Source organism: Ornithinibacillus bavariensis (genome assembly GCF_018333235.1).
GTDB classification, from domain to species: Bacteria; Bacillota; Bacilli; order Bacillales; family Amphibacillaceae; genus Ornithinibacillus; species Ornithinibacillus bavariensis.
Window position 1 is genome coordinate 474,103 of record NZ_BORP01000001.1, and the last position, 21,314, is coordinate 495,416.

The 21,314-nt window shown below is 35.7% G+C and carries 23 protein-coding genes; 16 read left to right on the top strand and 7 right to left on the bottom strand.

The annotated features are described in order from the left end of the window. Positions 1–5: 5 nt before the first annotated feature. Positions 6–1,043, bottom strand: coding sequence for an ArsR/SmtB family transcription factor (locus KI338_RS02435; protein WP_212919372.1), 1,038 nt, complete (start codon positions 1,041–1,043; stop codon positions 6–8). A 250-nt stretch (positions 1,044–1,293) separates the two neighbouring features. On the opposite strand from KI338_RS02435, the gene KI338_RS02440 reads away from it, so the two are divergent. Next, positions 1,294–1,830: an STM3941 family protein gene (locus KI338_RS02440; protein ID WP_244853297.1), complete on the top strand. Its 537-nt coding sequence runs from the start codon at positions 1,294–1,296 to the stop codon at positions 1,828–1,830. A gap of 51 nt (positions 1,831–1,881) precedes the next feature. Here the strand turns inward: KI338_RS02440 and KI338_RS02445 are convergent, their stop codons facing one another. Next, positions 1,882–2,799 carry an SDR family oxidoreductase gene (locus tag KI338_RS02445; protein WP_212919374.1) on the bottom strand — a complete coding sequence of 306 codons (918 nt, stop codon included), beginning with the start codon at positions 2,797–2,799 and terminating at the stop codon, positions 1,882–1,884. A 136-nt stretch (positions 2,800–2,935) separates the two neighbouring features. Here KI338_RS02445 and KI338_RS02450 point away from each other — a divergent pair, with 136 nt between their 5' ends. After that, on the top strand, positions 2,936–3,106 hold the full coding sequence (locus KI338_RS02450) for a hypothetical protein (protein ID WP_212919375.1): 171 nt from the start codon (positions 2,936–2,938) through the stop codon (positions 3,104–3,106). A 55-nt stretch (positions 3,107–3,161) separates the two neighbouring features. Here the strand turns inward: KI338_RS02450 and KI338_RS02455 are convergent, their stop codons facing one another. Then, positions 3,162–3,392 carry a heavy-metal-associated domain-containing protein gene (locus KI338_RS02455; RefSeq protein ID WP_212919376.1) on the bottom strand — a complete coding sequence of 77 codons (231 nt, stop codon included), beginning with the start codon at positions 3,390–3,392 and terminating at the stop codon, positions 3,162–3,164. A 167-nt stretch (positions 3,393–3,559) separates the two neighbouring features. On the opposite strand from KI338_RS02455, the gene KI338_RS02460 reads away from it, so the two are divergent. From KI338_RS02460 to KI338_RS02485, 7 genes are all read left to right on the top strand, one after another. Continuing rightward, positions 3,560–4,768 carry an alanyl-tRNA editing protein gene (locus tag KI338_RS02460; protein ID WP_212919377.1) on the top strand — a complete coding sequence of 403 codons (1,209 nt, stop codon included), beginning with the start codon at positions 3,560–3,562 and terminating at the stop codon, positions 4,766–4,768. Between the two features lie 173 nt (positions 4,769–4,941). Beyond that, positions 4,942–6,771: a MotA/TolQ/ExbB proton channel family protein gene (locus tag KI338_RS02465; protein WP_212919378.1), complete on the top strand. Its 1,830-nt coding sequence runs from the start codon at positions 4,942–4,944 to the stop codon at positions 6,769–6,771. Further along, on the top strand, positions 6,761–7,456 hold the full coding sequence (locus tag KI338_RS02470) for an OmpA family protein (RefSeq protein ID WP_212919379.1): 696 nt from the start codon (positions 6,761–6,763) through the stop codon (positions 7,454–7,456). The genes KI338_RS02465 and KI338_RS02470 overlap by 11 nt, the downstream gene beginning before the upstream one ends. A gap of 72 nt (positions 7,457–7,528) precedes the next feature. After that, complete coding sequence (locus tag KI338_RS02475; protein WP_212919380.1) at positions 7,529–7,693, top strand: hypothetical protein; 165 nt, start codon at positions 7,529–7,531, stop codon at positions 7,691–7,693. A gap of 27 nt (positions 7,694–7,720) precedes the next feature. Then, positions 7,721–7,846 carry a DUF6254 family protein gene (locus KI338_RS17660; RefSeq protein WP_244853299.1) on the top strand — a complete coding sequence of 42 codons (126 nt, stop codon included), beginning with the start codon at positions 7,721–7,723 and terminating at the stop codon, positions 7,844–7,846. 78 nt (positions 7,847–7,924) lie between these two features. After that, positions 7,925–8,134: a hypothetical protein gene (locus KI338_RS02480; protein ID WP_212919381.1), complete on the top strand. Its 210-nt coding sequence runs from the start codon at positions 7,925–7,927 to the stop codon at positions 8,132–8,134. A gap of 97 nt (positions 8,135–8,231) precedes the next feature. After that, positions 8,232–9,374, top strand: coding sequence for a glycerate kinase (locus KI338_RS02485; protein WP_212919382.1), 1,143 nt, complete (start codon positions 8,232–8,234; stop codon positions 9,372–9,374). A 49-nt stretch (positions 9,375–9,423) separates the two neighbouring features. On the opposite strand, the gene KI338_RS02490 is transcribed toward KI338_RS02485, so the two are convergent. Then, on the bottom strand, positions 9,424–10,023 hold the full coding sequence (locus KI338_RS02490) for a YqaA family protein (protein ID WP_212919383.1): 600 nt from the start codon (positions 10,021–10,023) through the stop codon (positions 9,424–9,426). A gap of 452 nt (positions 10,024–10,475) precedes the next feature. Beyond that, positions 10,476–11,315, bottom strand: coding sequence for an FtsZ/tubulin family protein (locus KI338_RS02495; RefSeq protein WP_212919384.1), 840 nt, complete (start codon positions 11,313–11,315; stop codon positions 10,476–10,478). A 317-nt stretch (positions 11,316–11,632) separates the two neighbouring features. On the opposite strand from KI338_RS02495, the gene KI338_RS02500 reads away from it, so the two are divergent. From KI338_RS02500 to KI338_RS02520, 5 genes are all read left to right on the top strand, one after another. Beyond that, positions 11,633–11,794 carry a hypothetical protein gene (locus tag KI338_RS02500; protein WP_212919385.1) on the top strand — a complete coding sequence of 54 codons (162 nt, stop codon included), beginning with the start codon at positions 11,633–11,635 and terminating at the stop codon, positions 11,792–11,794. Positions 11,795–11,935: 141 nt separating this feature from the next. After that, positions 11,936–12,163: a hypothetical protein gene (locus KI338_RS02505; RefSeq protein ID WP_212919386.1), complete on the top strand. Its 228-nt coding sequence runs from the start codon at positions 11,936–11,938 to the stop codon at positions 12,161–12,163. A 90-nt stretch (positions 12,164–12,253) separates the two neighbouring features. Then, on the top strand, positions 12,254–13,117 hold the full coding sequence (locus KI338_RS02510; protein ID WP_212919387.1) for an NAD-dependent epimerase/dehydratase family protein: 864 nt from the start codon (positions 12,254–12,256) through the stop codon (positions 13,115–13,117). 127 nt (positions 13,118–13,244) lie between these two features. Beyond that, positions 13,245–14,177, top strand: coding sequence for a hypothetical protein (locus KI338_RS02515; protein ID WP_212919388.1), 933 nt, complete (start codon positions 13,245–13,247; stop codon positions 14,175–14,177). Then, entirely contained in the window at positions 14,174–14,719 is a 546-nt protein-coding gene (locus tag KI338_RS02520) for a hypothetical protein (protein WP_212919389.1), read from the top strand. The genes KI338_RS02515 and KI338_RS02520 overlap by 4 nt, the downstream gene beginning before the upstream one ends. A gap of 5 nt (positions 14,720–14,724) precedes the next feature. Here KI338_RS02520 and KI338_RS02525 read toward each other — a convergent pair whose 3' ends face one another. Together KI338_RS02525 and KI338_RS02530 are read right to left on the bottom strand one after the other, a co-directional pair. Continuing rightward, positions 14,725–15,618: a proline iminopeptidase-family hydrolase gene (locus KI338_RS02525; RefSeq protein WP_212919390.1), complete on the bottom strand. Its 894-nt coding sequence runs from the start codon at positions 15,616–15,618 to the stop codon at positions 14,725–14,727. A gap of 109 nt (positions 15,619–15,727) precedes the next feature. Further along, positions 15,728–16,564 (bottom strand): TetR/AcrR family transcriptional regulator, encoded by an 837-nt coding sequence (locus KI338_RS02530; RefSeq protein ID WP_212919391.1) that lies wholly within the window; start codon positions 16,562–16,564, stop codon positions 15,728–15,730. A gap of 107 nt (positions 16,565–16,671) precedes the next feature. Between KI338_RS02530 and KI338_RS02535 the strand changes: the two genes are divergently transcribed. Both KI338_RS02535 and KI338_RS02540 read left to right on the top strand, forming a co-directional pair. Then, positions 16,672–19,752: an efflux RND transporter permease subunit gene (locus KI338_RS02535; protein ID WP_212919392.1), complete on the top strand. Its 3,081-nt coding sequence runs from the start codon at positions 16,672–16,674 to the stop codon at positions 19,750–19,752. A gap of 163 nt (positions 19,753–19,915) precedes the next feature. Next, positions 19,916–21,130, top strand: coding sequence for a DUF819 family protein (locus KI338_RS02540; RefSeq protein WP_212919393.1), 1,215 nt, complete (start codon positions 19,916–19,918; stop codon positions 21,128–21,130). The last annotated feature ends 184 nt before the right edge of the window (positions 21,131–21,314 follow it).

Genomic DNA, 21,314 nt, shown 5'->3' on the forward strand with positions numbered 1-21,314 from the left:
TCCCCTTAGTCTTTAACATAAATAAAATGCTGAAGACTATGAAAAAAATCTTCCGTAAATGTTTTATTGCAGCTAAAGTATTTTATGTTTCCAACCTTTTCCTCAGTTACAAAGCCTGTCTTTTTTAAAATTTCTAAGTGATGGGATACGGTTGCAGTTGTAATTCCTAGGTATTCCGCCAACTTTGCACCGTATTCTTTTTTTCCTGAAAGCAGGTTAAGGATTAATAATCGATTTTGATCAGAAAGTGCTTTTAGCTTAATTTCTAATTCTTTTCCTGTTTCCCTTGAATCCGAAAGTGGAGTTGCACAGCCATAAACAACAATACAAATATCGGAATTGAAAATACGCATTCGGTGGGGTGTGAAATAATAAGACGGGATAAATATGTACATTTTGTATAAGCTTGTTCGTCTAAATGTTTTCCCCATGACGTATTGTGCTAGGTTAAGTGGCTGCATTTTTAATGTTTTTACTTCTATCATCGACTCTTCGATGATTTGCATATGCTCCGGTTCTGCTTTTCTTAATGTATTCGATTCTGCAATCTCAAGTAGAAGCATAGATGTTTTAGTACGAATTCGCTCTATATTGGAGAATAGGCTTATCATAAAATTTCGTTTCTTAGTCGTTTCCCACAATATGTTGGCATCCAAATCGTTAATCGAAGAAGGATTATCTAGTAGCTGATTAATTTGTTCCATTGGGATGAATTCTGATAAAAGATGATAAATATATTCGCCATTAGATAATGTTGAGACCTTATGTAAGAATTGTTTCATGTCATTAAAATATGGGCACGGCAAAATGAAATTTAGTAACTCCATAAAATCCCACTCAGTAACCTTTTTCCACTCCTCAATAAAGTTCTTTGAATCCTTCGATATTTCAAGGGAAAGTTCTTGATGGCTTGCTTTGGCGAACTCATGTCGGGTTGGATTTACAAATGAAGATAACAGCGATATTGCTTCTACTACAGGAGAGTAAATGTGCTCTACTACCACGGATGGCGTGTATTGATTTTCTTCTTTTTCTGTGGCCATAATTTACCTCCTTTATTATTTATTTAATCATATAAGATAGCTATCTTATTAGCAATACTATTGATTTTATATCGATTTACTGGACCTGACAATTTTTATCGCAATAACCAATTGAAAAAACTCGTTCTAGGAACAGCTAAATGATAGGTTACATGATGGACTTTAGACCTGTTTTAATGAGGGACTTTATGCCCTTGTCCATACTAGTGCAAAGGATATACTAATGGAAGGGAAGAAAGGAGAATATTTTGTGAAAGAATTAATTATTTATGCAAAAAAAGGAAAAATGTTTTTCTATGGAATCCTATGTTTAATTTTTATTGCAATCGGTATATTTTTAACGGCTGTTAGCTTTTCAGAGACTGGCAGTGATGCATTCAAGTTTAGGGTGATAGGAATTATTTGTGTCATATTTTTCGGCTTAATCATGGTTTATTGGGTTAAAAGTATTATTCAACGGAAGCCTGCACTCATTGTTTCGGCAGAAGGGATCCTTGATCAGTCTACATATATTGCAGCAGGATTAATCAAATGGGAAGAGATTTCAGATATCGATTTTGTGGAATTAAGTGGACAAACATTCTTAGGTATTTATACACATGATCCAGATTTAATCATTAATCGTTCAAGTTCGTTTAAAAGTATGCTAAATAAAATGAATAAAGGATTATTGGATACGCAAGTGAATATCCCAGTGAAAATTCTTGATTGCTCTATGGAAGAGCTAATAGAAACAATTAATTATTATTTTAATGATGGCGTGCAAGAAATAAATGAAAACGAATAAACTAGGTTTGTGCCAGCTCTCTATAATTTATAGGACTGGCACTTTTTTGCCTTAGCCAAATATCTCTCCACCATTGACATGGAGTACTTGACCAGTAACAAATCTGGAATCATTAGACGCTAAGTAGACAAAGGTCGGTGCAACCTCGAACGGTTGGCCTTGTCGGTCCATAAGGTTTTCTACCTGTGTCACTTGATCTGCAGAGAAGCTAGAAGGGATTAATGGTGTCCAAATTCTTCCCGGAGCAATTGCGTTAACTCGGATCCCTTTATCCGCGAGATTCCTGGCTAGAGCTCGAGTAAATCCAATAACTGCTCCTTTAGTTGCTGTATAATCTATCAATTGATCATATCCTTTAAACGTTACAACAGATGAAGTGTTTATAATGGAGCTCCCTGCTTTTAAGTGTTTTAAGGCTTCACGAGTTGTGTAGAAATGGGAATAGATATTAACTTTAAATGTATCATCAAATTGTTCATCCGAAATATCTAGTAAACTTAATTGTTGAAACTGGACCCCAACATGATTGCAAAGGATATCCAGTTTTCCGAAATTCTCAACGGTTTTTATCACGATAGCTATGCATTGATTCTTATCTCGTAAATCACCAGGTAAAAGAAGACATTGTCTACCAATTTGTTCAATTCTTCCTTTCGTACGATTTGCATCCTCATGTTCATTTAAATAAGCTATTGCAACATCAGCACCTTCTTTAGCAAAGGCAATTGCGGCTGCTGCTCCCATACCACTGTCTCCACCAGTAATCAAAGCTACTTTTCCTTTAAGCTTACCACTACCATTATAATTTGGATTCTCTATGATAGGTCGTGGTACCATTACGCTCTCTATCCCCGGTTGTTCAAATTGGCGCTGCTCAGGTACGGTTATCGGCACTTCTTCAAATTTAGTTATCTTACCGTAGTTAGGGTATTGGGGATAATTTTCTTGATAAGGATTTTCTGTAGACATGTCATATAGCCTCCTCTTCATATGTTCCTTTGATACCCTATTCTTACTAGGTGAATAATGTGCCTAGTTAAAGAAGGCATTGTACAGACCCATTTTAATTAGCAACGAATAGGATATAGTAAAGGGAGGGATTGAAGTGCGGTATTACTATAATCCAGAGGTAAGACTATTACTTATTCCACAATCTGATCAGAAGGTTACTGTCACATATACAGCAAGCCAGAATCGATTTAAGCTACCATTAATTGGACCAAGACCACCATTTTATACGAATCCAATCTATCAGCCTTATTATACTAAACTATAAAAAAGATGCTTGCCACCGCTAATATTCGTGGTGCAGGCATCTTAATCATTTTTAGCTATGCTTGATTGGTGACCTTGGTAGTCGCGTCAAATCCTAATTTACTAATACGATTAATAATATGTACAACATCTACTTTACTAGGGTCAAAGGTTACAAATCCGTTTTCTTCTTCATAATAGACTTCCACTTTAGATACACCATCTAGCTTCGTAAGCGATCGTTCAATTTTTGCTGGACAGTTCGGACAGTGCATGCCCTTAATTTCTAAAGAAATAGTTTGTTCCATTTATATATGCTCCTTTCCAAATTTATTGTCTTCAATCCATCATACGGATTTTCATTAGGATATATGTATAGTATTTAATTGGAGGCACACTTTCCTTCGAGGAAAGTTCGAGTTATATTTAATGGTAGAAATACGTTGAAGCTACAAGGAAAGGTGGACCAAGAAGCATGCCTACGGAAAAATTATTTTATCAGGACCAATACTTAGGACGGTTTACAGCGAATGTACAAGAATCAGCTCAAGATGTGAACGGACGATATTATGTCGTATTAGATCAAACTGCATTTTATCCAACAGGTGGTGGACAGCCACATGATACGGGAACGATAAATGATAAAGAAGTATACGACGTAGAAGAAGTGGATGGGGAGATTCGCCATTATATATCAGAACCGATTGAATCGAATCAAGAATGTGTCGGAGAAATTAATTGGGAAAGAAGAATGGACCATATGCAACAGCATGCAGGTCAACATATCATAACAGCAGCCTTTGAAGAAGAGTTTGGTTATAAAACAGTTAGCTTTCACTTAGGAAAAGAGCTATGTTCCATTGATTTAGAAGTAGATGAGATAACAGAAAAGGAAGCAAAAGAGGCAGAAAGAATCGCGAATATCATCATCCTCGAAAATCGTTCGATTGAAACGAAGTGGGTACAAGAAGAGGAAGTTCACCAATTCAAGCTAAGAAAAAAACTAGCTGTAAAGGATCATATTCGCCTTGTCATTATTCCTGATTTTGATTATAACGGCTGTGGGGGTACACATCCCAAATCAACTGGAGAAGTCGGTTCTATTGAAATCTTGCATTGGGAGAAACAAAAGAAAAATACTCGTGTTTACTTTGTTTGTGGGGATCGAGTTCGAAAACAGCTTCATGAAAAACATCAGGTTCTTCAAAACCTAACCTCCCTGTTAAGTGTTCCACAAGAACAATTAGTGGAAGCAGCTAGTCGTGCGTTACAACATACAAAGGAATTAGAAAAAACAATTGCTGAAATGAAAGGAAAGCTTATTGAATATGAAGCAGATGAACTTTTAAATAATTGCGAGAAGACAGAAACCTATCAGCTTATCAGAGCTAGCTTTACGAATCGAACCATACTTGAGCTTCAGCATTTGGCAAAAACGATTGCTGCAAAGTCAGATGAAGTCGTAGCCTTATTCGTTAATGGAACAAGCGAAAAAGTTCAAATTGTGTGCGCGCGAGGGGGAAATGTTTCCATTAGTATGAACCAGCTCTTAAAGCAGGTATTACCAAAAATTAATGGGAGAGGTGGTGGAAACGATTCAGTCGCACAGGGCGGAGGTGAAAGCCTAATTCCAGCTGAAAAATTGTTGGACATGCTAACAGAAGCGGTCCTTCACAAAAAGTAATTTTATAGCAAAAGCAGGTTACCACACAAACTGGTAGCCTTTTTTTAAATGACTATTCCATTAATGATTGCTAATAACAGTATCCTATAATACCCAATGACCTTATGAGCATGAATAAGCCAAGTTAGGAATAGGATGAATTAGGAAAATGAATTTGGTTGGGAGAGGTTATTGTGGTGCAATTTATTTTGGAATTTTTTACAACGGAAGAGAAAGCGACGGCTATCTTATCAAGCCCATTAATCGAGCTTATCTTTTTAGTACTTATTTTTGGCTTTCTAATCACTTTTTTTGTACATCTAACTCTATTCAGTAAATTAAGGAGACTGCGTAATTACATAGTGGAGACGAATCGTTTAGATAAGGAACCACTGGCTTCTTTTCAGAAACAATATGAAATGATTCAGCAGGAGGATTCAGTGGCAGCTGAAACATTTGTTCAAGAGAGATTTTCAAGCTGGAGGGTATTTGGGATACCTGTGATTAGTTTAATTAAACTCATTCAGATGACAGTTTCGGTATTCATATTAATTGGTGTACTTGGGACCTTTATTGGTCTCACAATCTCGTTAGGAAGCATTAGCACTACAGGAGACCAATTAATCGAGAATATTGCAGCAGTACTAACTGGAATTGATGTTGCCTTCTATACTAGTATTGCTGGGATGGGCTTCTCCTTAATTATGACTGTCTTATTAAAGATATTGAATACAGAGCATATGCTGACTGATATTATGCTAAAAGTAGAAACTACTTTAGAAGGTAGAAGTGATAGCAATTTATTCCGACTTATTCATGTGTCAGAAATAATAAATGAATCCATTCTAAGCCTGAAAGAAACGAATGAGAAATCACTTGGTAATGTTGAACGAGCCTTTACTGGATTTAAAGAATATACAACAGGCTTACAAAAATCAGCAAAGGATTTAGCTCTATTTAATGATGGATTATCGAAGAATTTAACAGAATTTAATACGCTATTCACTCAGATGAAAGAAGTTACGGAAGGATTTGGGGAAGGGACAGCACGATTGAATGAGAATTTTGCTTCGCTATTTACTTATTTTCAACGCGCAGAAGAAAAGCATGAAAAAATGGTGCAAACTGTTGAAGGTACTTATGAAAAAATGAAAGACGTTTCGGATACCCAGCTAAATAGTCTACACCAAATAGAAACTGTAGTTTCGGATTTAAAACAATTTACTTCTTCAGTACTACACGTACAGAAGGGAATACAGGAATCCTTTACGAAAATGAACCAACAGAGTGACCAGCTTGTGCAAAAAATGGATCTTCATAACAAAGAATTCAAACAAATTTTCGGAAGTGATTTATCTTCAAGGCTTGCCGGAATTACGACATACCTTGGAGAATTGGCTCAGGATTTCAATCGCTTTGGAGAATCTTTAGCTGGCCTACCAGAGGCACTACAGGTTATTAACAATACTCAATCAGAATATAGGCATCTACTTGCAGATCGTTTTGAGGAGCTCAAGCATTTCAATCGAACATTTAGTAATCACTTAAAAGATCATACAACAGATTCTTTAGCATTTGAAAGACACTTACGGGAAGCAACAAAAACGTATGAGCAGGTAGGAATTAAAAATAATCAACTCATTCAAGAAATTGATACGAAAATATCTTGTTTGAACCAGGTCTTTAATCAACGTGATAGCCAATTAGAAAGTAGTATCAACACCTTAAAGGACACTTTCACAAATTATGTTACAAATTTAGAAAATGTATTTGGTAGTCGGTTAGAGCAGGTTACCCGTACGATAGCAGATTCCATGGACAATACAATGGGCCAAATAAAACGTGAGTTTCTAGAAATAAAGCGAATTAATGAACAGATTCAACAAAGTAATTCGCAATATACACAGCAGCTACTTCAGGATTTAGGAAGAGAATTACAAGCCCTCATCAGACAAATTAGTGTCGTAAATCAACCGGCACCAACAAGACAGACTGGTATAGGAATGAATCAAAATGGATACTAAATATCAGCGACTATTTAAACGGGAAAGTGATGAAGGGCATTTTTGGCCGTCTTTTACGGACGTGCTTACAGTAATTTTATTATGTTTTATTTTACTTTTTATTGTCATGATGGTCATTAAATCATTTCAAATAGAAGAAATGAAGCGCACCATAGACCAGATTATGGGTGTGCGAGTCGAATTAGTGAATGAATTAAAACGTGAGTTTAGTGATGCATCCTCTGGGATAACAATCGATGAGAAAACGGGAGCGATTATTTTTGATACAGATATTTTATTTGCGTTTGACGAGTCTGAATTGAAATCTGAGTCCTATCAATTCTTGGATGATTTTGTACCAAAATACTTAGATGTACTATTAGCAAGCGGGTATGAAGACTATATAGCGGAAATTATTATTGAAGGGCATACGGATAAAAGTGGCAGTTATTTGTATAATTTAGAGCTTGCACAAGACCGTGCCTATAGTGTGGCCTCTTATATACTCGGTAATGAATTTCCGCATAAAGCAATTCAAAGCCATTTAGCGGAAAAATTGACAGTAAACAGCAAATCCTACACAGATTATCGGACAGATGAAAATGGCGAATATAGTGCAGAGGATTCGAGGAGAGTGGAATTTAAGTTCCGATTAAAGGATGAGGAAATTTTGAATAGAACTAGGGAGATATTGGCACAGGATTGAAACGGTGGTCATTCATATGAAGCATATTTACATTCCTCCCATTCCATACTAATGGAGAAGGAGGGAAGATAGGTGGCAAAACGAACAAAGAAAAATGACCCACAACAAAAAAATAAAAAAGGCTTTGATTCCAGTAAACAGGACACCGAGTTCTCCAAGGAATTTGGTAGTGCAAAAGCGAATCAAGCTCATAAAGAAAAAGCGAAGAAAGCTCGTGCTAATAAAAAAGGTAAATAATATATTGATAAAGGAGTTCGTACCACAATGACCCAATCGAACAAAGAAAAGGAGAGACAGTGGAAGGCAAATAAACGTGCAAAAAACCCTCATGGTAAAGTAAAATCATTTGACCAGCTAGCAGAAGAAGCAGGGAAAAATAATACAAAGTAAATTTTGAACTAGAGCTAGATATTACGTATTATCTAGCTCTTTCTAAACAATATCATGTGATACAAGGAGAAGATACATATGGAGAAACTAACCTATGAACAAGCGATAGAACAATTAACGAAACTATTTGGTGAAAATGTCAAGAACACCTTTGATGAGCAACTAAAAATAGCTGGTGAGCATGGAATTCCAAATTTTAACCTTGAAAATAATGAAGGATTATCCGTTGAAATTTGGGTTGACTGGGATAAGGAGTCAGATTTATTAAGCTATACGATTGTTCAATAAACCATAATTCTTAGTTAACTGTATTTCAGGGTACGGTATAATGATCTTAAGAAAGGGATATCAATCATAGGATCTTTTCTTAAGGAGTGCTTATTTTATGAAAATACTTATTGCAGTTGACTCTTTTAAGGGTTCCATTTCCTCCACTCTGGCGAGTAGTGCAATCTCAGAAGGTATAAAGGAAGTATACCCTAAAGCAGAAATATTGACGGTTCCACTTGCTGACGGGGGAGAGGGGACAGTCGAGGCTCTCGTGCGTGCAGTTGGTGGACAATTATACAGAAAAGAAGTAGTTGGACCATTGGGAAAAAAGATAGAAGCAGTATATGGCATGACCCAAGATGGAGCAACAGCAATTATCGAGGTAGCTTCAGCATGTGGTTTGCCATTACTAACAGAGAAAGAACAAAATCCATTACTAACGACAACCTATGGTGTTGGAGAATTGCTGATCGATGCAATGGAAAGAGGCTGTAGAAAATTTATTATAGGGTTAGGTGGGAGTTCTACAAATGATGCGGGTGTGGGTATGCTCCAAGCACTTGGGTTCAAGTTTTTGGATGCTAACGGAAAAGAGGTTGGCTTTGGTGGCAAGGTTTTAGCAGAGATTACTCATATTAAAACAACTGAGAAGCATCCATTACTTGAACAATGTTTCTTTCAAGTAGCCTGTGATGTTCAAAATTATCTCTATGGTAAGGATGGAGCTGCATATGTATTTGGTCCTCAAAAAGGTGCAACGCAAGAAATGGTTGAAGAATTAGATAAGGGATTAAGAAATTTGGCTGAGGTTGTAAGAAAGGATTTGGGTATAGATATACATAAAGTAAAAGGAGCAGGTGCAGCAGGTGGATTAGGTGCTGCCTTTTCAGGATTTTTACATAGTGAAATGAGGTCCGGTATTAATTTAATACTAGATCTCATCGATTTGGAATCAAAATTACAAAATGTTGACTTAGTAATTACTGGAGAAGGAAAGTTAGATGGACAAACTTCAATGGTGAAAGCACCAAGTGGTGTTGCTCATATGGCAGCTAGAAGAAATACTCCAGTTATAGCGTTAGCAGGAACAGTCAAACAGGATGATTTTTCAGTAAACAAAGACGGGATGACTGCATGCTTTTCAATAATCAATCGCCCTATGGAGCTCCAGGAGGCAATGGATTTGGATACTGCTTATCAAAATTTACGGTTTACTACTTGTCAGATTCTTCAATTGATTAAAGCTATAAAAAAATAATGATGATAGCATAAAAGGCAGTAAGAAATTCCTTACTGCCTTATCTTTATCAACCAGCATAATTTTTTTGTGCTTCAATTCGGAGCTTCTTCTTTTTGTCCATTTTTCTTTTTATATAAAAAATGACGAATAGGATTACTGCAATCCCTGCCATAAAGTATGTGAGATACTGTGTGACAAATTCCTCTGATGCGCGGCCGTATAAATAAAAGGCGAGTCCAACAACATAGAACTTTACTGCTCTACCAATAGCTGCATATCCTATTAGCTTCCATAATGAATAATGAAAACAACCAGATAAAATGGTAAATACTTTGAAAGGAATAGGTGTAAAAGCACCGATTAGAATAGCAGCCTCTCCATTTTTCTTAAAGGAAGTGGTTGCTTTATCAACCCATTTCTGTTTAAGAAACTTATGCAGTACTGGTTCACCTAGAATTTTACCAATTAAATAGCCAAACGGGGTTCCCATGATACAGGCAACATAGCCGATAGTTGCAAGTAATAATGCCTCTTTAGGCTCAAGCATGCTTAAGGATACTTGCGTAAAAAATGCAGGTATTGGAAAGATTACTGCATCGATGAAGGAATGAATAAACATTCCGATGGAACCAAAATCTTTAAAAAACTCACTAACCTGTTGGACCATGACACATCTCCTTTTGAGAGGGAATATTGAGGATTTTTTAAATTATATAATCTAAAATAAGTAGTCTATATAAAGTAATTTCCAATTTTTCTAATAATTATAGCCATTATATCATAAAAATAAGTGACAATCCCACAAAAAATGTAGAATTATGTCACTTTTTATTTGTTTGGCTATACCCTAACCAAGGATATATTTACACTAAACCTTAAAGGTGCCAGCACTATATAGTAGCACTGGCACCTTTAACGTTATTGTCTATTTTTAGGAAAACGTTCTTTTCCTTTCATTTCATTTAGCTCTTTTTTGCTCTTGTGTTTTTTCTTTTTATCCTTCATGCACTAATCCCTCCTTTATAGGATTAGTGTGAGCGTATTTTGGGTAATGTATGTAGTATACTAAGTAATTGCGCGAGGAGCCAGCTTTATCAAAGGTGTCAGAAATGCAGTTACCTATCTGACATCCTTTTCTATTAGTTTTTGCCATCTTTTCATAAAGCCCTTATATTTAATGGCGGCTTCTTTTTGAACTTCTCTAGGCATCGCAATAGGATCCTCGATGCCATTTACCAGTAGGGTAATTTTAAAACGATGTCCTGGCTCATCAATAAAATAGGACCCAATCTTAAAAATCTCTGCTTTATCAAATAAGTCATTCAATCTCAAATTAATTTGCCTAAATGCTTCCATATCTACATTTCTCGTATATCCAATATTGATAATGAGCTGCTCAGCCTCTGTAAAATCTTCTGGAAGATATGGTGTTGATATTAAATGTTTTAATGGCTCATCAAAGGAACTTCCTTCGATGGAATGTAAGAATAATGGTCCTCTTTTACGAAAAATAAACGTTTTAATATCCTGATAGTCGATGTTAATTTTCCCAGTTTCATCTACCATTTCACGCAGTGTATTGATTGTTCTATCTTCAATTGTGTCAAATGCAATTCGAGCCTCATGAATTGGTGTCGAAGGGTCAATTGTTTCCATTAAACCATCGCTTTCAAAGAAGACTACAGAATCACAGTAGTCTCGCATAATATAATATTGCTCTCTAGCGGTCATTTGTCTTCTTTTTCCTTCAAAGCGGAATGGAAAGCGGAAAATGCCAATAAGTAAAGGCTTTCGTTCTCGTAGTGACTGTAGCTGTTGTCTTAATTCTTGTGTTTCACTAGCATTTCCACCGATGAACCGGTAAAAGCATAAGTCATTACGCTCAAGCTCAACACGTATCGAATGCTCTTTATCGGAAAAGTCCGTATCCATTTTAAATGGTCCAAATAATCTTTCCATGTCGCCGCTCCCAACTCTATTATTTCTATATGTTCACCATAATATCAGATAACCCTAGGAATGTATGTCACATTCTGTTGAGAAAAAGTACTAGTTTTGTTGAAAGCCGTGGTAAATAATAGATTGAGCTCAGAAAGATACAAATTTTTACAGAAAATGGTGTCTGTATCGATAAAGGGTTGTTTTCAGCCTTCAGTCTGATATGTTCTACAGAAAAAGTAGGGATTTTTTGATTGTTAAAATCAGTCGCGGTTCCGAGGTTATTAGCTGTAGAAATGAGTATGATAGGAGTAAGAAATCCAAGGGAGGAAATAACCATGAACATGGCTTTAAATAAAATAGTTGTTGACGAAAAAATGAGGGAAATGAGAAGATATGCCTTCGAAACAAATTTATACAGGGAGTCTAAGCAACAGCTACCAAAAAGTAAAAATATAAAAAAGTATCACCTATCCAATATTTTTAGAAAAGTAAGCTAACAATGGTAAAGGATTGCTTCCAAGTGGAAGTAGTCCTTTTTTCTGTTTTTTATTGAGAGCTTGTTTTAAAAGAATTTCAGTAATAACCTCCAGAGAATCTATTATATATAAGATAAATAGTTCGTTAGTGAGGGGAATAGCATGGTATTATTTTTGGCTGTAGTAATTGTATTAGGAGTAACTTTTATGTTTTTTGGTCAGAAGAATATTGTGAAAGGTATTGGTTTTTGGTTAGTTGGATTAGCAACTTTATTTACTTTCTTATTCTTGCTTATCGTCATGTATTTTTCAACGAGTCCTACTCCTTCTACAGGTTATATTTTGGAGGAGGAGATTGTGATTGAGAGCAGAAATTTAGATGACAAATAATGTAGGAGATATTTGTCTTGTTAAATTCATTTCTATCGCACATAATGAAACCAAAATATTTTACTAGATAAATAGAAAGGAGCAATTAATATGAAGACAGCTCTAGTGTTTGGAGGAACACGATTTTTTGGTGTGAATTTAGTGAATGCATTAGTAGAAAAAGGTGTTTCCGTTACTGTTGCAACAAGACAAAATAGTAAAGACCCATTTGGAGACAAGGTAGAACGTATTAAGGTTGATCGGTTTGAGGAAGCGTCTATCCAGTCTGCCATGCAAGGGAGAGAATGGGATGTAGTATTTGATCAGCTTTGTTATTCTTCCAACGATGCTGAAATTATAATGAATACCTTAGCTGATAAGATGAAGCGTTATGTTTTTACGTCCACACTGTCTGTCTATGATGAAGGTGTAAATATGGCTGAGGAAACCTTTGATCCTTATACCTATGAACTGAAGATGGTTGACAGGAATGATGTTACATATCAAGAAGGAAAAAGACAAGCAGAGGCGTATTTTTTTCAAAAAGCTACCTTTCCAGTCGTAGCAATGCGAATTCCAATTGTACTGGGTGAACACGATTATACGGAAAGATTATTGCATTATATCAAAAGTTCCAAGGAAGGGAAAAAGGTATTTTTTCCAAATCCTGATGCGAAGATGGGATTTGTTCATCAACAAGAAGCTGGTGAGTTCCTAGCATGGATAGCAGAGAAAGACTATACGGGTCCTATCAATGTTTGTGCTAATGGAGTGATTAGCATGTCAGATTTAATGCAGCTCATTGGCGAAAAAACTGGAAAGCCCCTGACTGTAGTCTCCGATGAAGAACATAATTCCCCTTATGGTGTTGGGGCTACATGGACAATGAGTAATGATAGAGCAACCAAATTAGGGTATCATTTTAGCAATTTACATGATTGGTTGCCTGAGTTAGTTACTAAATTAGCAAAATAATAGGGTGCCAGATGTTCTGCGAAAGTTGTTTATTTGCAGGATATCTGGCATTTTATTTTTTATATGTAACAAAATAGAGGATTTTGTTAGCTTGTTGTCGAAACTTTCTTAAAGAGGGGTGTAAGGATTGAGAGAGAAACATTTTTGGATAGGTATAGGATTAGTTATCTTAGTAATACTTGGAAACTATATTTATTTTTCCTCTAAACAATTAGACGGGCCTGTTTTTCTTGAACATTATATAGCTAAAGAAATTAATGAAAAAGAAGATTATCTTGTCCAATTTCAGTTATATTATTTATCCAACAAACAAAATCCAGTAGATATAAGTTACATGAGGGTCGGTGAGGTACAGGGCTTTGTACATTGGGATGAGATGGGATTTTGGCAAGATGATCAACCGATAGTTAAATTCATACAGGAATTTAATCATCATTATTTAGTTCCTGTAACAGTTGATATTCCCTTCGATATGATACCGTTTCGCGAAGATGGAACTTGGTCTTTTAATACGATGGAGGTAATATTTACTAACGGTGACTTGATGGAAGTTCCAATAGGTGAAGTAATAATCCAAAAGATAAATATGGAAAATACATCTCTGGAATGGATATCTAGTTCAGGTGATAGCAGTGGATGGAATCAAACCACACTAACTGCCAATAAGGATCTTGAAATAATTTACGTAACGAATCCGTTTAATAAAGATTTCTTTGATCAGATGGCAATTCAAATTCGATCAAGCAACAATCTACCAGAAAATAATAAAGTTAAAGCTCCAAAATGGTTAGAAAAAGGAAATTATGAGGCATGGGAGAAGCAAAACGGTGTTTTAATTTCAAGTAATCTAGCACCTTTTTCTTTGAGTAAGGGTGATTATCTGCTCATTTATACCCAGTTACGTCCGTACCAATTCTACTATTTTGACTTTCCTGTAAATTTTATGACTGTAACCGAAAACGGTAAGAAAACCGTTGGTTCAACTTATATAAATAGTATTCCCGAATTAAGACAGGAGGATATAAATACAATTATTGAAGAAAGAGGTAATATAAAATGAAATCTTCATTTACAAAAATTTTCTGGGGATTTATTTTTGTATTTCTTGAATTACATATAATGGTAATCGATATTCTACCTGATCCACTGGGATATTATTTAATATATTCGGGAATAACGGCGTTAGCTAAGAAATATTTTATTGGGAAAAAAGCTAGTACATGGTCAATCGTCTTAATCATTTTTTCCATACCAAGTATATTTATTTCGCAAAGCTCCTTACATATGACAACACAAATTCCATCATTTTGGTCTATTTACTATACTGTGTTAAGTATATTGAAATTGATTTTAATTTTTTATGTATTTCAACTGCTAGTTGCCATATCAGAACAAGTTGCAAAGAAAGAACTATATATGTGGACAAAGAAATTCTTTGGTATTTATATGACTACTATGATCGCCATCTATCTCGTAGAGTCGTTTGGGATGAATATGGTATCTGATATAGTTGTTGTAATGGGAATATTTATAATCCTTGCCGTCCTAATAATTGAAATCATGTTCCTTGTGTTAATTTATAAATATAGGGGATTGAACTAGTGTGTTCAATCCCCTGTAATAGTTACTTGTTCCTGCGATAAAAAGCTTCTCATAATTTTTAAGTATTCTGCTGGTTCTTCGATGTAAGGCATATGAGCACTTTTCTCAAAGATGTGGTATTTGCTGTTCGGTGTCAATTGACTAAAATAAACGGTTGACTCTGGAGTTGCTTCATCAAAACGACCACAGGTATAAAGTGTTGGTACTTGAATCTTGTGTAAATCTGGAGTACAGTCAAAGCTTTTCAAGTTACCTGCTACATGAAATTCTGATGAGCCCCACATTATATTATATATTTCAGGGTTTTTATAGTTTACCCCTTCTTTTAAAAAAGCAGGTCTTTCAGATTCTGGCAATCTACAAACAAAATGATTATTAAAGACTTTGATAGCTTCCTTGTATTCGTCGGATTCAGTCTCCCCATTTAACTCACATTCTTTTATTATTGACTGAACCTGATGTGGTAGTTTTTCGATATTTTCAGCTTGATCCTTTGCCCATAATGGGGCACTTAAACAAGGACTGGAAAAAACAATACTTTGCACACCTTCAGGATTCTTTAAATAATATGCAGCAGCTAAAGTAGTCCCCCAGGAGTGTCCGAGAATATGGAACTCTTCTAATCCAAGACCATCTTTTAACTGCTTAACTTCTTCTACAAATCGATCAATATTCCATAAAGAGGTATCCTCGGGGCGGTCTGATTTCCCACAACCAAGCTGATCATATAAAATAACGGGTCTTACATCTGCTAACTCTTTTAATCCTTGCAGTGACCAGTGAGATGAACCCGGGCCACCGTGTAAAATTAAAACAGGTGCGTTATTCGTACTATTATCATGCTTCTGGTACCAAACCTTTCCTCCGGTTACTTCGATAAATCCTTCTGTGATTGGCATCCTTTATTCTCCTTCCACTGTTTCGTCTGTTTTTTATCATACCATTATTGTAATTATACTTGTTGCACCAACATAAAAAAGAATCTCGTCCTGTTAAAGATAAATCTTACTACTTAGCGAAATCAAAGTACTTAGTTAATAGATATGATAACCTCTTACATTCTGGTTGCTCCGCTAAATTCCCAATTAGTCCATGAATTATAGCAGAATTGTATGTTAACTCTCCTATTTGTTCCTTTAGTAGTATCAATGAATCTTTCGTAAGAGAATCTTCTATTTTTTCCATTGTAGAATTTATTTGCTGTAAGAGAACATCCTTTTGCATTTTTTCCTTTGGAATTTCTTGAAACATTTCCAAGCTTTCATCCGTAATAAACGGTGTGGTCATATGTTTAGCTAATATATCAGTTTTCTCTTCAAGGGATTTCGAAATTAATGCGACATCAAAGTCAATCTTATTAAAAAATAGAAAGCTCGAATAACTGTTTATTAATCCTTTAACAGTATAAACTAAATCATATTTTATCGTTGTAATTACATCACCATAGACCTTTTCTATTATTGACAAGATTGTCTGATCAGTTTTCCGGTCGTAATACCGTAATTTTTCTAGAAGTTCATCGTCTAATGACTGTGTATGTTCTTTCATAAGCAATTTGACAAAGTCTGCATGTTTTATGAATGTTTCAAAGGTAGTGTAAAAAAAACGATACAATGTAACAGGTAAGTCTCTTCCGTTGACCAGGTAGTCAATATCGGTTGTTAGCTCCTGCATAAAATGGTCGATTAATGCTAAAATCAACTCATCCTTTGATTTGAAGGATAAGTAAAAGGCACCCTTCGAAATGCCACAGTAATCTGTAATCTGTTGGATGGATGTAGTTTCAAACCCTTGTTTTGCGAAAAGCTCGAGTGCTTTTTCCATAATTAACTGTTTTTTATTCATTTTGTAAATTCTCTCCTAAAATAACGTACATATAGTTGACAAAATGACCGGTTAGTCATTAGTATAGAAAAATGAGTTCGTATAGTCAATATAAGGTAGGTGTAAATGTGAAGAATTTTGTTAATTTTGTAATTAAGAATAAGTTAGCGGTATGGATATTAACGATTATTATCATTTTCTCTGGTATGTACTCTGGTACTCGGATGAAAACTGAAATGATCCCAGATATATCTATTCCTTATTTAATGGTTACTGGTGTTTATCCAGGAGCTACACCTGAAAAGGTCATGGAAGAAGTATCTATTCCAATAGAAAAAATTGTTGAGAATCTTGAGGATGTAAAAGCAGTTTATTCGAATTCGTACTCCAATATGGCAAGTATTCAAGTAGAGTATGATTATGGAATTGATATGGATGAAGCAAAACGAGCACTAGATTCTGCACTTGATAATGTGACATTACCTGAAGGAGCAGAGGCACCAACCATAACAGCTATTAGCATGGATATGATGCCAGTAGTTGTTCTCAGTGTTAGTAGTGATACGGAGGATATCGTTGATTTAACCTCTACTGTTGAAGATATTATTCTTCCCAATCTAGAAAAATTAGATGGAGTTGCATCTGCAACAACAACAGGTCAACATATTGAGGATATTGAGTTGCGATATGATGAAGAAAAAATGGCTGCACTTGGTATAACTGAAGATGATGTCAAGCAAATGATTCAGGCAAGTGATATGTCCGTATCCTTAGGACTGTTTGAATTTAAAGAAGGGGAACAGGCAGTAGCAGTAGATGGGAAGTTCATGTCTGAGGATGACTTGAAAAACATGTTAATCCCTGTTACACCTTCTGAAACACAACCACTTCCATTTGTGAAGCTTAGTGATATTGCTTCGGTTGAAGTTGTAGGTAAAGTTCAATCAGTATCTCGTACTAACGGTGAAAATGCGATTGCCATTCAGGTAGTAAAGGGTCAGGATGCCAATACTGTTGATGTGGTGAATGCTGTTAAAGACTTAATGAAAGAAGAAGAGGGTAAGATTGGGGGCTTAAATGTTGATATTTCCCTTGACCAAGGTGAGCCAATTGAAGAATCTGTAGCCACTATGGTTGAAAAGGCAGTCTTTGGTGGATTAATCGCAGTGCTTATCATTCTACTTTTCTTACGCGATTTTAAATCAACAATAATTTCTATTATCTCTATCCCATTATCGATTTTCATAGCGATGATGCTACTAAATTGGATGGATATAACATTGAATATTATGACGCTTGGAGCAATCACTGTAGCGATAGGACGTGTAATTGATGACTCCATTGTTGTCGTGGAAAATATATACCGGCGTCTACATCTAAAGACTGAGAAACTTAATGGTCGGGCATTAATACGAGAAGCAACACTTGAAATGTTCAGGCCAATTGCTTCTTCAACCTTAGTAACAGTTGCGGTATTTGCACCAATGATATTTGTTGGAGGCATGGTTGGTGAGTTATTCATGCCATTTGCCCTTACCATGACATTTGCATTAGGTGGATCACTTCTTGTTGCAATTACTGTAGTACCAGCATTGTCTCATTTCCTATTTAAGAAAAAGCTATACAGTGAAAAAACAGAAGTGAAGCATAAAGAAGCTGGAAAATTAGCGAATTGGTATAAGAGTATTTTAAGGTGGACACTAAACCATAAAATAATTACTTCTACAGTTGCAATTCTTTTATTAGTAGGAAGTTTATTATTAACACCACTAATTGGATTTAGCTTTCTCGGTAGTGAAGAAGAAAAAGTTATGTACTTAACGTACACACCAGCAACTGGTGAATTACCAGATGAGACATTAGAAAATGTAACAGCAGTTGAACAAGAAATGCTAAAACGTGATGATATAGATATTGTACAGCTTTCCATAACTGACAACGATCCACAGGCTTCCATGATGGTTGGCGGTGGTGGGGCATTGATGTATTTAATCTTTGACCCTGATATGAAGGATTTCCCAAAGGTTCGAGAAGAAATTGAGGAGTATGTATTTAATATTGGACAGTCTGGAGAATGGAAGAGTCAAAACTTCTCAACGATGTCATTTGCTTCTAATGAACTAAGCTATACATTATATAGTGAAGACTTAGATAAACTGAATGATTCAGTTGATAAGGTTGAAGAAATATTAAAAGAGAACAAAGGGCTGAAGGATGTATCATCCAGCAAAGAGGACTCCTATGTTGAATATACATTTAAAGTAAGCCAGGATGAATTGCTGCAATATGGCTTAACAACTGGGCAAATTGTTATGCTATTGAATCCTAATCGAACGGAGGACGTTCTAACAACCATCGAAAAAGATGGAAATGAATTGAATGTTATCGTTCAGCACGAACAGCAAACAGAGAAACCTAAGTCTATCGATGAATTATTAGATACAGAAGTAGAAACGGCACTTGGAACAACAATGCCACTATCTGAATTGGTAACAGTAGAAGAGGGAACAACTCTAAATACATTAGCCCGTAGTAAGGGTGAGTATTATGCATCTGTTACTGGAACAATTTTAGAAGATGATATTTCAAAGGTATCTTCTGAAGTTGATAAGGCGGTTGATAAGTTAGAGCTACCAAAAGGTGTTTCTGTAGGTGTATCTGGAGTAACTGCTGATATGGAAGAAACATTTACACAGCTTGGTTTTGCTATGTTAGCTGCTATTCTAATCGTTTACTTTATCCTTGTCGTAACGTTTGGTGAGGGGCTAGCACCATTTGCAATACTATTCTCCCTACCATTTACGGTCATTGGTTCTTTAGTAGGTTTATTAATTGCAGGTGAAACTATATCTGTGACAGTGATGATGGGGCTATTGATGTTAATTGGTATTGTCGTAACGAATGCAATTGTATTAGTAGACCGCATTATTCATATGGAACATGATGGCTTAGAGATGCGTGAAGCTATTCTTGAGGCAGGAGCTACCCGACTACGTCCAATCCTCATGACTGCTATTGCAACAATTGGAGCTCTGGTTCCGATGTTGTTTGGTAATGCAGGTGGAGGTCTGATTTCGAAAGGTCTAGCAATTACGGTAATCGGTGGACTTGCGAGCTCCACATTGTTAACATTGATTGTCGTACCAATTGTCTATGAAATCCTATCCAAAATGTTTAAGAAAAATCGTAAGGAAATACAGGAGAATTAAAGAGAAATGAGGGCCAATAATAAGGTCCTCATTTTTTTATGTTCCCAACGACGAAAAGTGTATGCATAAGCTAAGACGTTTGACCATGTATAGTTATTAGTGACTTAGAGGTATTTGTTCTATTATAATGTGGAGAGATATTGTGTTTTAGGAGGAAATCAATATGTTTTATGCAATCATACAGTCTGATGATACATGGATATTATGGGCATTTTTAGCAGGTTGGGCTGGTATCAGTATTTATCTGGAACAAAAATATGAATGGGCTTCAAAAATATCAGGTGCGATAGTTGCTTTAGTAGGTGCGATGTTACTGGCTAATTTTAATATTATTCCAACCGAATCACCAGTTTATGACACCGTATGGAGTTATGTTGTTCCACTTGCAATACCGTTACTTCTCTTTCAATCCAATATATTAAAAATATGGAATGAAAGTGGAAGGTTACTGATTATTTTCTTAATCAGCTCGATAGGTACTGTTGTTGGTGCTATTGTCGGATTCTTTTTATTAAAGGATCTTATACCGGAATTATATAAGGTTGTAGCCATGATGACAGGCTCTTACATAGGTGGTAGTGTGAACCTTGCTGCACTTTCCGCTAGATTTGAAACACCAGGAGAACTAATTTCTGCCACGGTTGTAGCAGATAATCTCATGATGGCACTGTACTTTTTAGTGTTAATGGTCATTCCGACAATTGCCTTTTTTAGAAAAAGATTTAGGGCGCCACATCAAGAACTAGTGGAGCAATCTTCAAACAAAGAAAACAAAAACCAAGCTGCATCTTATTGGAAGGGAAAGGAAATTTCATTACAGGATATAGGATTGGCAGTTGGTTCTGCGTTTGCATTAGTAGCCATTTCATTTAAGCTAGCAGAAATATTTGATAAGCTTATTCCTACTGATGGCAATTTTATTCTAACAGCTTTAAACGGAATTTTTGGTGATAACTATTTAATGCTGACGACAATCACCCTATTATCGGTGACCATATTTTCTCGTTTCTTTGAAAAAATCCGAGGTGCACAAGAAATAGGAACCTATTTAATATATATCTTCTTCGTCGTTATAGGAGTACCTGCCTCCATTCCTGTAATTATACAAAATGCACCATTATTGTTTGTATTAGTGTTTGTTATGGTTGCATTAAACATGTTTATTTCTTTCCTTTTTGGTAAACTATTTAAATTTAATCTGGAAGAAATAATACTAGCAAGTAATGCCAACATTGGTGGTCCAACAACAGCAGCAGCAATGGCTATATCCAAAGGGTGGAGCAAGCTAGTAGCTCCAGTTTTAATTGTTGGTACACTTGGGTATGTAATAGGAAATTATATTGGTGCTGCAATTGGGGTATGGCTGGGGCTATTTTGATGGGGGAAAGGCGTCTGCCTTTGCCCCATTTTTTTGTTTCCGTATTGTTAGTAGCTGCTATTGAAGATATGATACTCCATTAAATAGTTACAATTTAGATGGTAGCTGATTAACATCATTTAGGTAGATATTATGAATGAGATGATGCATAGAGGACGTGTAGACATCATTTTGGCAGATGGAT